This is a genomic window from Vibrio sp. 10N.247.310.17 (genome assembly GCF_041466605.1).
GTDB lineage: Bacteria > Pseudomonadota > Gammaproteobacteria > Enterobacterales > Vibrionaceae > Vibrio > Vibrio tasmaniensis_A.
Genome location: NZ_JBFSTC010000029.1, coordinates 39,222 through 52,486, shown reverse-complemented (window position 1 = coordinate 52,486; position 13,265 = coordinate 39,222). Strand labels below are relative to the sequence as shown.

The 13,265-nt window shown below is 43.7% G+C and carries 14 protein-coding genes; 5 read left to right on the top strand and 9 right to left on the bottom strand.

Annotation, left to right across the window (positions count from 1 at the left end; genetic code table 11):
* Positions 1-118: 118 nt before the first annotated feature.
* The 6 genes from folA to rplU form a co-directional block, all read right to left on the bottom strand.
* Entirely contained in the window at positions 119-598 is a 480-nt protein-coding gene (gene folA / locus AB6D80_RS10650) for a type 3 dihydrofolate reductase (RefSeq protein WP_009847829.1), read from the bottom strand.
* A gap of 40 nt (positions 599-638) precedes the next feature.
* Positions 639-1,112, bottom strand: a complete 474-nt coding sequence (locus tag AB6D80_RS10645) for a threonine/serine exporter family protein (RefSeq protein WP_009847830.1) — start codon at positions 1,110-1,112, stop codon at positions 639-641.
* The gene (locus tag AB6D80_RS10640) at positions 1,112-1,879 is read right to left on the bottom strand and encodes a threonine/serine exporter ThrE family protein (protein ID WP_004735903.1); all 768 of its coding nucleotides are present in this window, start codon (positions 1,877-1,879) and stop codon (positions 1,112-1,114) included. Before AB6D80_RS10640 ends, AB6D80_RS10645 begins: the two co-directional genes overlap by 1 nt.
* Positions 1,880-2,048: 169 nt before the next feature.
* The gene (cgtA, locus tag AB6D80_RS10635; protein ID WP_009847831.1) at positions 2,049-3,221 is read right to left on the bottom strand and encodes an Obg family GTPase CgtA; all 1,173 of its coding nucleotides are present in this window, start codon (positions 3,219-3,221) and stop codon (positions 2,049-2,051) included.
* Between the two features lie 321 nt (positions 3,222-3,542).
* Entirely contained in the window at positions 3,543-3,800 is a 258-nt protein-coding gene (gene rpmA / locus AB6D80_RS10630) for a 50S ribosomal protein L27 (protein ID WP_004735905.1), read from the bottom strand.
* Positions 3,801-3,819: 19 nt separating this feature from the next.
* Positions 3,820-4,131 carry a 50S ribosomal protein L21 gene (rplU, locus tag AB6D80_RS10625; protein ID WP_004740823.1) on the bottom strand — a complete coding sequence of 104 codons (312 nt, stop codon included), beginning with the start codon at positions 4,129-4,131 and terminating at the stop codon, positions 3,820-3,822.
* A 268-nt stretch (positions 4,132-4,399) separates the two neighbouring features.
* Between rplU and ispB the strand changes: the two genes are divergently transcribed.
* Complete coding sequence (ispB, locus tag AB6D80_RS10620) at positions 4,400-5,371, top strand: octaprenyl diphosphate synthase (RefSeq protein WP_269335451.1); 972 nt, start codon at positions 4,400-4,402, stop codon at positions 5,369-5,371.
* A gap of 70 nt (positions 5,372-5,441) precedes the next feature.
* Here the strand turns inward: ispB and AB6D80_RS10615 are convergent, their stop codons facing one another.
* On the bottom strand, positions 5,442-5,633 hold the full coding sequence (locus AB6D80_RS10615; RefSeq protein WP_017100846.1) for a hypothetical protein: 192 nt from the start codon (positions 5,631-5,633) through the stop codon (positions 5,442-5,444).
* A 129-nt stretch (positions 5,634-5,762) separates the two neighbouring features.
* Positions 5,763-6,698 carry a malate dehydrogenase gene (gene mdh / locus AB6D80_RS10610; RefSeq protein ID WP_009847834.1) on the bottom strand — a complete coding sequence of 312 codons (936 nt, stop codon included), beginning with the start codon at positions 6,696-6,698 and terminating at the stop codon, positions 5,763-5,765.
* 332 nt (positions 6,699-7,030) lie between these two features.
* Here mdh and argR point away from each other — a divergent pair, with 332 nt between their 5' ends.
* From argR to AB6D80_RS10590, 4 genes are all read left to right on the top strand, one after another.
* Complete coding sequence (gene argR, locus AB6D80_RS10605; RefSeq protein WP_004735909.1) at positions 7,031-7,501, top strand: transcriptional regulator ArgR; 471 nt, start codon at positions 7,031-7,033, stop codon at positions 7,499-7,501.
* 343 nt (positions 7,502-7,844) lie between these two features.
* Positions 7,845-8,813: a TAXI family TRAP transporter solute-binding subunit gene (locus AB6D80_RS10600; RefSeq protein ID WP_009847835.1), complete on the top strand. Its 969-nt coding sequence runs from the start codon at positions 7,845-7,847 to the stop codon at positions 8,811-8,813.
* Between the two features lie 255 nt (positions 8,814-9,068).
* Positions 9,069-11,648, top strand: coding sequence for a TRAP transporter permease (locus tag AB6D80_RS10595; RefSeq protein ID WP_372188468.1), 2,580 nt, complete (start codon positions 9,069-9,071; stop codon positions 11,646-11,648).
* 107 nt (positions 11,649-11,755) lie between these two features.
* The gene (locus AB6D80_RS10590; RefSeq protein ID WP_372188466.1) at positions 11,756-12,193 is read left to right on the top strand and encodes a universal stress protein; all 438 of its coding nucleotides are present in this window, start codon (positions 11,756-11,758) and stop codon (positions 12,191-12,193) included.
* A gap of 91 nt (positions 12,194-12,284) precedes the next feature.
* On the opposite strand, the gene AB6D80_RS10585 is transcribed toward AB6D80_RS10590, so the two are convergent.
* Positions 12,285-13,247: a D-2-hydroxyacid dehydrogenase gene (locus AB6D80_RS10585; protein ID WP_372188464.1), complete on the bottom strand. Its 963-nt coding sequence runs from the start codon at positions 13,245-13,247 to the stop codon at positions 12,285-12,287.
* Positions 13,248-13,265: the final 18 nt, after the last annotated feature.

Here is a 13,265-nt window from a genome sequence, read left to right as displayed (position 1 = left end):
ACGAGATACGAGATACGAGATACGAGATACGAGATACGAGATACGAGATACGAGAAGCTTGCGCTAGCTGGGCACAGTAACGCAAGCATTTTCAGAGCCTAACGCTTAATAACCACCGTTAACGCTCGAGAACCACAAACTCCATATTGTGCTTGTTTTTCTCATCCGCCTGATAAGTATCATTAAAGCTCTGCTTCCAACCTTCTCCCCAGTCTGGGAATTGAGTATCACCATCCACATCAAAATCGATATAAGTCAGGTATAACTTGTTCGCTTTTGGTAAGCAGCTTTCATAGATTGAACCGCCACCGATGATCATCACTTCATCAACATCACTAACCAGCTCTAGTGCTTTTTCAATCGAAGTTACCGTCGTGACGCCTCCGATTTCTAAACTCTCGTCGCGGCTGATTACAACGTTCAGCCTCCCCGGTAAAGGACGTCCAATTGAATCGTAAGTCTTACGTCCCATCACGACAGGTTTACCCATAGTTGAACGTTTAAACCATGCGAAATCTGCAGGTAAATGCCAAGGCATCTGATTGTCTTTACCAATTACACGGTTGTTCGCCATTGCCGCTATCATGCTGATGATCATAAATCGAAAGTCCTGTCCTTACTTGAAAATGAAGTTGAAGCTAGACGATAGGTCTACGACGGTAGAATAACAGCCCAGGCACTGCTAAGCCAACCGCAAGCCCTGCGATAATGAACATCGATTTCAAAAAGTTCTCCATCAACAATGCCAATAGTTCTGGGTTGTATCCTGCTCGGTTAATCTCAACCATGGCAATCATCGCCTTAAAGGCAAACACGCCAGGGACCATCGGAATCAAGGCTGCAACCGTAAATACTTTCGGGTGTGCTAACAATTTATGCGACCAATGCACCCCTATCATGCCGACCAATGTAGCAGCAAAGAACGTCGCCCATTCAATGGGAATGCCGAAATGCATCATTAAGTAACGGCTACCGTGGCCAATGGATCCTCCGAGAGCACAATAGATCAACGCTCGTTGCGGGACGTTAAACACCAATGCAAAACCAACCGCAGGAATCGCAGCAAAAAACATGTCGTTGAGTAACCCAACAAAAAGTTCAAAAATAGTCATTAGTTCACCCACCCCCATACGTCAGATAGGCTCATCGCTGCGACAATACCTAAGCTTGTAGCCAACGTTAATAAACTGGCCATGGTGAAGCGTGCGAGACCCATATTAATGTGGCCTTTAAGCATATCTGCTACGGAGTTAATCAAAGGAAAACCGGGCACTAGCATCAATACTGACGAAGCCATCACGATAGTGGGTTGACCACCAATATTGTAGAGCACTGCCTGAGCTGAAATGGTGGTGGTGACAAAAGCGGTAATAGCGAAATTTAATAACGGATTGAAATGGCGATGACCAATCTCTTGTCTCACGATCATACCGCAAGCCGAAGCTATAAACGTCATCATAAAGACATGCCAATCTCCGCCAGCAAGACGGCTAAAAGAAGCACACGATAGCCCTATCATTACGACAACTAACCAACGGTTGTAGCGTTCGGGACTGATCCCTTGGATCTTCTTATAAGCTAAATCATAATCAAGAATCCCTTTCTCCATCATGATACACACGCGTTGAATCTCGGTGATAACCTGCATATTAATGCCACGATCAGCACAACTTCGAGTCGTCGTTATGCAATGATCATCCATTACCGTTGTCACAACCAACGCATTGGCTGACAGTGCAACTTCAACTTCATTCACCCCACAAGCAATACCGATACGGCGCATAATGTCACCGACCAATGTGCTCTCGGCGCCATGAGCTAATAACATTTGTCCTGATTGAGCGACTAACCTTGAGATCGCTCTTTGCTTTGATGCCATGATTTCCTTCCCATAGGCGTTAATTATCTAAAGATAAATTTTGCATAAAAAACAGCAAGACGTCATGATTTAGATACAAAAAAACCGCAATTTTCATTGCGGTTTAATAAAACTATCAGCGTATCTTAGAAAAAGCGACCAAAGTGCTTATAAGAAACTACGAGGATTATTAATCACGAACATAGATAACATGACCGTCATCTTCTTCGTCATCCCAATCATCCCAGTCGTCGTCATCTTCAGTCACGACATTCTTACCGGCCATCGCATCTTTATGGTAGTCATCCCACATAAAGTTAACTTTTTCTTCTTCTTCAATTGCTTCAACTTCACGAGGTAGGTTCTCCATGAACTCACCCAGTTTAAAGCAAAGATCTTTGGTACCGATCTTGTTTACAGCAGAGATCTTGAAGTACTCGCCTTCCCAACCTAAAGCTTCGACGATTTCTTGAATCTTTTCGTCAGCTTCTTCTTCAGGCATTAGGTCAACTTTATTGAACACTAACCAACGAGGTTTCTGTGCCACTTTTTCGCTGTATTGCTCAAGCTCGTCAATGATCGTCAGTGCATTCTGAATAGGATCAGAACCATCGATCGGCAAAATATCGATCATATGCAGAAGAACGCGACAACGCTCAAGGTGCTTCAAGAAACGAATACCAAGACCAGCGCCATCAGCTGCGCCTTCGATCAAGCCAGGGATATCGGCAACGACGAAACTCTTCTCAGGGACAACACTTACCACACCTAAGCTAGGGATTAGCGTGGTAAACGGGTAATCAGCCACTTTTGGTTTCGCAGCAGATACTGAGCGAATAAAAGTAGATTTACCAGCGTTTGGCAAGCCAAGCATACCAACATCCGCTAATAGAAGAAGCTCTAAACGCAGTTCGCGAACTTCACCTTTAGTACCCATTGTCTTTTGACGAGGAGCACGGTTAACCGACGACTTAAAACGCGTGTTACCAAGACCGTGCCAACCACCTTTACCAACCATGACTTTTTTGCCATGTTCAGCAACTTCAGCAACGATTTCATTAGTGTGGATATCAACAGCACGAGTACCTACAGGTACTTTCATGGTCATATCTTTACCACGTTTACCAGTACAGTTACCACCGCGGCCATTTTCGCCACGCTCTGCATTGTAAAAACGTTGGAAACGGTAGTCGATCAGTGTGTTTAAGTTTTCATCCGCTTGGATGTAAACATCACCGCCATCACCGCCATCACCGCCGTCAGGACCACCTTTAGCGACGAATTTTTCGCGCCAAAAGCTTACTGTACCATTACCGCCATCACCGGCTTCTATTTTTACTGATGCTTCATCAACGAATTTCATTTTTTAACTCCGCACTTACGTTGCGTTACCACTCATCAAGGAGTGATATAAATTCTAGCAGATCCGTGTTTAGATCGATCACCTAAGATCTAGATCGATCTGCAACCAAGGAACAAATAAGGAGAGGTTCTTTGCTTTCTGCTTCTTAAAAACAAACGGCTTCTTAAAACTAAACTGTTTATGAAAAACCAAACTGCTTCTCAAACTAAAGCCAGAGCGTCTACTTTTTTATTCTCGCTATAAATAAAAAACCCTGCCGAATCGGCAGGGCTTTTGAATTCAGCTTGAAAGCTAGTATAAATAATCTAATAAAAGATTAAATTACTCAGCTTCGATGCTTACAAACTTACGGTTTTTAGGACCTTTTACTGCAAATTTCACTTTACCTTCAGTAAGAGCGAAAAGAGTATGGTCTTTACCGATGCCAACGTTTGTGCCAGCGTGGAACTTAGTACCACGTTGACGAACGATGATGTTACCTGCAAGAACAGATTCACCACCAAAACGCTTAACACCAAGACGTTTGCTTTCTGAATCGCGGCCGTTATTAGTAGAACCGCCAGCTTTTTTATGTGCCATTGTTAAACTCTCCTAATACTTAAGCGTTAATGCCAGTGATTTTCACTTCTGTGAACCACTGACGGTGACCAGCTTGCTTACGCGAGTGCTTACGACGACGGAACTTAACGATTTTTACTTTATCGCCACGACCGTGTTGTACTACTTCTGCAGTAACCTTGCCACCTTCAACAAGAGGTGCACCAACAGCGATTTCTTCGCCGTTAGCAACAAGAAGAACTTTATCAAATTCTACAGTTGCACCAGTTTCAACGTCTAATTTCTCTAAACGAAGTGTTTGACCTTCGCTTACTCGGTGTTGTTTGCCACCAGATTGGAAAACAGCGTACATATTTTACTCCGCTTTTTCCGCACAGCCTATGGTTGTTAATTCTACAACTCGGGTGTGCGCTAAACTAATCAATAGGGCGCAGATTCTACGGGAATCATGCCGCTATGACAAGCCATATTTTTAAAATATTGGCGAAAACATGTTCGCCAAAGAAAAGTGCGGCAATGATGCCTTTAAGTGATGTATTAATCAACGTTTTTTAGTGTATTATTCAACAATTAAATACAACGTATAAGCCTTACAGGGTCTAACTTCAGCCGGATGAACAATGGATTTTAAAGCTATCCAAACGCTTACTGCCAATGATATGGCAAAAGTGAATGAAACAATTCAAGCCCAACTTAATTCTGACGTAAGTTTAATCAACCAGCTTGGTTTTTATATCGTTAGCGGTGGTGGCAAACGCCTACGCCCTTTGCTTGCTCTTTTATCAGCTCGTGCACTTGGTTACCAAGGTGAAGCTCACATCACCTCAGCCGCTTTTATTGAGTTTATCCACACAGCAACACTGCTTCATGACGATGTTGTCGACGAATCAGACATGCGACGTGGCAAAGCTACAGCGAATGCGGCTTTTGGTAATGCAGCTAGCGTTTTGGTTGGTGATTTTATTTACACCCGCTCATTCCAGATGATGACGACGCTTGGATCTTTAAGGATCCTTGAGCTAATGAGCGAATCAGTAAATGTGATTGCCGAGGGTGAAGTTCAACAATTGATGAACTGTAACAACCCAGACACCACAGAAGAAAGCTACATGCAGGTGATCTATTCAAAGACCGCTCGTTTGTTTGAAGCCGCAACCCAAATCGGCGCAATTCTTACAGAGTCTACACCTGAGATCGAAACGGCGATGCAAAACTACGGTAAGTACCTAGGAACAGCATTCCAGCTTATTGATGATGTGATGGACTACACCGCTGATGGTAAAGAGATGGGTAAAAATGTTGGTGATGACCTAGCAGAAGGCAAACCGACGTTACCGTTGCTTTACGCAATGCGCAATGGTTCCCCAGACCAAGCAAGCATGATTCGTGAAGCGATTGAAAAAGCTAATGGTATGGAACGTCTCGACGACATTATGTCTGTCATGAAAGAGACTGGCTCGTTAGAGTACACGACCAATAAAGCCTACGAAGAAGCTGATAAAGCCATTGCTGAGCTTTCTATTCTTCCTAATTCAGAATATAAGCAAGCTTTAACTACGCTAGCTCACCTTGCAGTAAAACGTAGCAAGTAAATAGACAGCTATATAATAAAAAAGAGCCTGTTGGCTCTTTTTTTGATCCTGCTAAATAATACACTGGGTCTCAATAACGACTCGATTCTAACGATAGAGGTAGTTGCGCTTCGATCTCTTCAAGTTCTTCCAACGGAACTGCATATTGCTTATGACTATTGTAAGACTCAAACAACGCGAACTGCTCTTGCTCATCGATAACCAATATCTTGCCCAAGCGACCTAGATAGTTAACATTCATTCCCTTTTGGACTCTAGCCATAATTCGATACTCTAATTCTTCGAGATTAGAAAAAGATTACGAGTGGGTTGAATACAAGGATCAAAAAAGCCGATCGCAATGATCGGCTTTCGTTAACTGTCGTTTTAGCAGAGTTCAGTTATCTATCGCTTATTTAGCGAATTCAACACCAATCTCAATATCGCCATTTAGCGTTTCTAGCATGCTGTCTAGTGCATTGCGTTCGAAATCGCTCAGTTCACCGTAGCTAAGAATCGCTTCAGCGCCTTCTTTGCCAAGTTTAACTGGTTGTGCGAAGAATGGTGCGTGCTCGCCTTCACCTTCAACGTAGGCACACTCAATCACGTTCTCTTCGCCTTGAAGTGCTTTCACTAGAGCAAGACCGAAGCGACAAGCCGCTTGACCCATAGATAGAGTCGCACTACCGCCACCCGCTTTAGCTTCTACTACTTCAGTACCCGCGTTTTGGATGCGAGTTGTTAGCGCTGCGATTTCTTCGTCAGTAAACTCAACACCTTCAACTTGAGAAAGCAGAGGAAGGATCGTTACACCTGAGTGACCACCGATAACAGGAACACGAATGTCGCCTGGATCTTTATCTTTCAGCTCAGCAACGAACGTTTCAGAACGAATGACATCAAGAGTAGTAATACCGAATAAACGACGCTTGTCGTAAACGCCTGCTTTCTTAAGTACTTCAGCAGCGATTGGCACTGTTGTATTTACTGGGTTAGTAATGATACCAACACAAGCAGTAGGACAAGTAACGGCAATTTTTTCAGCTAGAGACTTAACAATGCCAGCGTTCACATTGAAAAGATCCGCACGATCCATACCAGGTTTACGAGCAACACCCGCAGAAATAAGCACAACATCCGCACCTTCAAGTGCTGGAGTTGGATCTTCACCCGCGTAACCTTTGATCGAAACAGGCGTTGGGATATGGCTCAGATCGGCAGCAACCCCCGGGGTTACCGGAGCGATGTCGTAAAGTGCAAGATCTGAACCAGCAGGCAGGCGGTTCTTTAGTAGTAGGGCTAGGGCTTGACCGATGCCACCAGCGGCACCAATAACAGCTACTTTCATTGTTATTCTCCTTGAGAGCTTTCTCTTATAGATTCTTTGTAGGGTAATTCTTGAGCTAAATTTAAGTTAAAAAACTATATTAATCACAAAGTGATTACAATCAATTAACGCTAGCTTTGCGACTTCGCGCAAGTCAATAAAACCGTGCTACACAGCAAGTTCGCATTATGGCGATAATCATTTGAAATGACAAAACAACTCGTCTTAAATAACACATTATCCTATTAAATTTTTACAGTGATATGACTAACAAATTACCGTGATATTTTGGCGAGAACTGAATATGTATGCGAGAATATGCAAACATCTTTGTTAATGAATAAGAATGACATATGCGCAATACAGAAAAACAAGACAACTTAGTTCGAGCTTTTAAATCACTACTAAAAGAAGAACGTTTTGGTTCGCAAGGCGAGATTGTCGATGCCCTGAAGCATGAAGGCTTTGAAAGTATCAACCAATCTAAAGTTTCGCGTATGTTAACTAAGTTTGGCGCCGTGCGAACACGCAATGCAAAAATGGAGATGGTTTACTGTCTTCCTGCTGAACTTGGTGTTCCGACGGTTTCGAGCTCTTTAAGAGAGTTAGTGTTAGATATTGACCACAACAATGCATTGGTTGTGATACACACTGGCCCTGGTGCCGCGCAGCTTATTGCTCGCTTATTAGATTCATTAGGTAAGTCAGAAGGCATACTGGGGGTAGTTGCTGGAGATGATACTATCTTCATTACTCCAACCTTATCAGTTACCACTAAGCAACTGTTCGATTCTGTATGCGAACTGTTTGAATACGCAGGATAATTGCTCACAGTTTCATAACTATCAGCCATTACTATTGGATCACAAACACCTATTTAGTTCGTGATCCAAATCACATCCTAAGATATCTATCCCGCCTCTCCCAAAAATCACTAACTCATTGATTTTAAAAAACTCAATAGCAAATCAAACACGAGATCCAACCGTCATTTGTTAGATTTTTTCGCTATATCTTTTAACATTTGAGTAATTTTCTGCCAATTTTTGATATTATTCAGCCACTTTTTCATCACATGGATTGAAAAAGGTGCCGTTTCCAAATAGGAAACTCCAGAAACGACTACACTTGTTTCAGGGTTAATAATGAATAAAGGAAGGGAAATTCATGGCATTTACCAAACTGATTAAAGTTGGGGCTATTGCAGCTGCTGTAATGGGCGCTGGCGCAGTTAACGCTCAAGAGTTCATCACAATTGGTACTGGTTCAGTAACGGGTGTTTATTACCCGACTGGTGGTGCGATTTGTAAGCTAGTGAACAAAGGCCGTAAAGACCACAACATTCGTTGTTCTGTCGAGTCTACTGGCGGTTCAATCTACAACGTTAATACCATCCGTGCTGGTGAACTAGATTTCGGTGTTGTTCAATCGGACTGGCAATACCACGGCTACAACGGTACAAGTAAGTTCAAAGACCAAGGCGAATACAAGAAACTTCGTGCGATGTTCTCTCTACATACAGAACCGTTCAACATCATCGCTCGCACCGATGCAGGTATTAACAATGTTTCAGACCTAGCAGGTAAGCGTGTCAACATTGGTAACCCTGGTTCTGGCGACCGTGCAACGATGGGTGTTGTAATGGACTCTATGGGCTGGACTAACGATAGCTTCAAGCTTGCTTCTGAACTGAAAGGTTCTGAGCGTTCACAAGCACTTTGTGATAACAAGATTGATGCATTCATCTACATGGTTGGTCACCCGAACGGATCAATTAAAGAAGCGACAACGTCTTGTGATGCAAAACTGGTTTCTGCAACAGGTCCACAGATCGACAAGATCGTAGCTGAAAACCCATATTACGCATACAGCACAGTACCTGCTGGTATGTACCGCGGTACAGATGCTGACGTAAATAGCTTCGGTGTTGCTGCTACTATGGTAACAACTTCAGACGTTTCGGATGAAGTTGCATACAACGTTGCTAAAGCAGTATTTGAAAACTTCGCAACATTCAAACGTCTGCACCCAGCATTTGCTAACCTGAAAAAAGAAGACATGGTTAAAGCGGGTATCTCTATCCCTCTTCACCCAGGTGCAGCAAAGTACTACAAAGAAGTAGGCCTTCTAAAGTAACTCTACTTTAAGCCTACTAAACCAATAAGGAGGCCAGTCCTCCTTATTGGCTTTTCACGTTTTATAAAAATAATTTAAGTGAAAAGAACAACCCTTTAAGTTTCTCCAATTTGGAGGACTTACCTTCGTATCAAGCCTAAGACAAAGACGAACAAAGAACGCATTTCTCTATCCATTCACTACACTAGATAGGAAAGAAATCACGTTTAGTTGTTCGTAACAAAAGGCAGACCATCAATAATAAGGATAAAGTACATGACGCAGACAACATCACCGTCTCCAGATGTGCAAGAAATGGTGGCACAATCAGATACTGGTGCGCGTAGCCCTCGTGGTATCCAAGGCCGTATTTTATGGTTTGTGCCTCTATGTTGGTCACTGTTCCAACTTTGGTATGCATCTCCGCTGCCATTCATTTTTAACTTCGCAATTTTAAACGACACTGAAGCTCGAGCAATTCACCTTACGTTTGCTATTTTCCTAGCCTTTACCGCTTATCCAGCCATGAAGAATTCGCCTAGGGATCGCATCCCAGCTGTCGACTGGATACTAGCGCTTGTAGGTAGCTTTTCAGCTTCTTATATCTATATTTTCTATACTCAACTCGCTGAACGCTCGGGTGCACCAACAACATTCGATATTGTTGCGGCCGTATTCGGTATGGTTCTACTGCTTGAGGCAACACGACGCGCTTTAGGTCCACCTCTTATGGTTGTGGCAGCCGTCTTCCTACTTTACACCTTTGGCGGTCCACACATGCCAGACGTTATCGCCCACAAAGGTGCGAGCCTGAACAAGGCAATGTCGCATCTGTGGTTAACAACAGAAGGTGTGTTCGGTGTTGCTCTTGGCGTATCAACGTCATTTGTATTCTTGTTTGTACTGTTTGGTGCAATGCTTGAGCGCGCGGGTGCAGGTGCTTACTTCATCAAAGTGGCATTCTCTCTGCTTGGCCACATGAAGGGCGGCCCAGCGAAAGCAGCCGTTGTAGCATCTGGTTTATCTGGTCTGGTATCAGGTTCTTCGATTGCTAACGTAGTTACCACAGGTACCTTTACTATCCCGCTAATGAAGCGTGTTGGTTTCCCGGGAACAAAAGCGGGTGCAGTAGAAGTCGCAGCTTCAACCAATGGTCAATTAACACCACCAATCATGGGTGCTGCTGCATTCTTGATGGTTGAATATGTAGGTATCTCGTATGTAGAAGTGATTAAAGCGGCGCTATTGCCTGCTCTTATCTCTTACATCGCCCTGATTTACATTGTTCACTTAGAAGCATGTAAAGCTGGTATGACTGGCCTACCTCGTCGCCACACACCAACTATCGTACAAAGCTTACTGTCTTTCACTGGTACCATTCTTGGGCTATGTGTCATCAGTGCTGCGGTTTACTACGGTGTCGGCTGGACGAAAGATGTCTTTGGCGATGCAGCGACACCTATTGTTACCGTTGCTCTATTGATCTCTTATGTAGCCTTGGTTCGAGTATCAGCAAAATATGCCGCTGAAGGTGGCATGGACATCGATGCCGAGCTAACAGAAGTACCCGATCCAGGCCCAACCATTAAATCTGGCCTGCACTTCCTACTGCCTATCGTGGTTCTTGTTTGGTGTCTGACTGTAGAGCGATTCTCTCCAGGTCTTTCTGCCTTCTGGGCAACGGTATTCATGATCTTTATTTTGATCACACAGCGTCCTTTGATGACTCTGATGAACAAATCTGACGATCTTGCAGAGCAAACTAAAGCCGGTTTCGTTGATCTATTAGAGAGCTTGGTTTCAGGCGCGCGCAACATGATCGGTATCGGTGTAGCGACAGCTGCAGCAGGTACGGTTGTAGGCGTGGTAACACTGACAGGTATCGGCCTTGTAATGACCGATTTTGTTGAGTTCATCTCAGGCGGTAGCATCATTCTAATGTTGTTATTCACTGCGGTAATCAGCTTGATCTTAGGTATGGGCTTGCCAACAACGGCGAACTACATCGTTGTATCAACATTGATGGCACCAGTAATTGTTACCTTAGGTGCAGCGCACGGCTTGATCATTCCACTGATTGCGGTTCACTTATTCGTGTTCTACTTCGGTATTCTTGCGGACGATACACCTCCGGTAGGTTTGGCTGCATTTGCGGCCGCTGCGATTGCTAAATCAGACCCGATTCGTACCGGTATTCAAGGTTTTACCTACGATATCCGGACCGCGATATTGCCGTTCATGTTCATCTTCAACACCCAACTACTGTTGATGGGCATTGATTCTTGGTGGCACTTAGCACTGACGATTTTCTCTTCGGTTACTGCGGTACTTATCTTTGCAGCAGCGACACAAGGTTGGTGGTTCACTAAGAACAAGTGGTGGGAAACTATACTGCTTATCGTTCTGACCTTCTCTTTCTTCCGCCCTGGCTTCTGGTGGGACATGATTTATCCAGAGAAAGTTCTTTCACCTGGAGTTGAGATCGCTCAAATCACAGAAAATCTATCTGTGGGACAATCACTTGAATTGAGAGTCGGTGGCGAAAACTTAGAAGGTAACTATTCTGAGAAAACAGTTCGCCTTCCGTTTGAAGATTCTGCGACAACAAGTGAAGACCGCATTGCTTCAATGGGCCTAATGCTGACCCAAGCTGACGACAAGATGATTGTTGATATGGTTGAGTTTGGTAGCCCTGCTGAAGCTGCTGGCATTGACTTTGATTGGGAAATTAAATCCGTTATCCAAGATGCAGAACGACCAATGAAAGAGTGGGTTTTCTTACCTGCCCTATTAATTTTGATTGGTTTAGCGATGAACCAAAGAAGGCGTGCTCGTAAGGATGAGATTAGCGCGTAATGGATAGAGCCAAATAGCGCTCTACTCTATTTGGCTTTTTTACTACATGGAAAAGATAATTACAGCGCTTGGTATGTACTCAGCGCTGCTCAAAAAGAGACGAATACATGTATAGACAAATCCTTGTTCCCGTTGATCTGAACGACAAAGGCTTTTCTGATAAAGCGGTCGATCTAGCGGTATGGCACGCGAAACACAGTAATGCTGAGATCCACATTCTGAACGTATTACCGGGCATCCACATGTCGATGGTAGCGTCTTACTTCCCGAAAGATGCAGCAAACCAAATGAAGCTTGATGTTAAAAATCAGCTGAAAGAATTTGCTGATAAGCATATCGACGATGATGTGATCTATAAAGTTCACGTTGCCGAAGGCAAGACCTACACAACGATTCTTGATTGCGCAGAGAAACTAGGGGCAGATCTTATCGTGATGCCTAGTCATAAGCGTTCAAAAATCGACAAGGTTGTACTGGGTTCTGTTGCAAGCAAAGTGGTTCAGAACTCACCAATCAATGTATTGGTAGTTAAGCCGCAAGGCTAAATCACTTAATCGACACAAAGATCTAAATCTAAAAAGGTTGGCCTAAAAGCCAACCTTTTTTATTTTGTGCTTGCACCATTCAATTCTTCAATCAACTCACTAAGTTCTGCGGATTACCTGCAACAAACCCATCAATATTATCGATTAAGATATCAGACAGTTTTTGAATTGAACTGTCGCTGCCCCACGCCACATGTGGTGTCAGCAGTAAATTAGGTAAGTGGCTGTTAGCCAATAGTGGATTCGAATTATCTGCAGGTTCTTGTGTAAACACATCCATGCCCGCACCTGCAATCTCATTACTTTTCAAAGCTTCAACTAAGGCCTGCTCATCGACAAGTCCACCACGGCCAGCATTAATTAATACCGCACTTGATTTCATCATGGTTAGCTCTCGCTCTGAAATCAGATTTCGGGTCGCTTCAGTTAATGGACAATGTAAGCTGATCGCATCCGCTTGCTGTAACACCGTATCAAAAGGTAGATACCCTTCTCGACAAGAATCTGCCCCTTTACGCTCAGTAAAGATGACATTCATACCAATCGCTTTTGCTAATATCGCGGTCGCTTGCCCTAAGCTACCACTCCCTATTAAGCCCAATGTACTGCCTGCAACATCTTGAATCGGATGAGTAAAGAAACAGAATTGTTTGTCCTTTTGCCACTCGCCTGTCTCGATATCTTGATGATAACCAACGAGGTTTCGCTTTAGCGTAAATAGCATCGCGATAACATGTTCAGGTACCGATTGAGTCGCGTAGCCTTGGACGTTTGTCACCGCTATGTTGTTACTCTTGCAGTAGCCAACATCGACATTGTTCACACCCGTTGCTGAAACAGCTATTAGCTTAAGTTGTTGTGCTTGAGCCAAATTCGATTCGTTAAGCACGACCTTGTTGGTAATAACCACATCAGCGCCTTCTATTCGTTCAGACACTTGTTCTGGCGAAGTGAAGTCATACTCAACCCATTGATGTTCAAAGCTAAGGGGTTTTAAATGTATTTGAGATGGGATGGTAGCTCTGTCGAGAAAGACCACTTTCAACTTCGGCATTGTACGTCCTTGCATTGG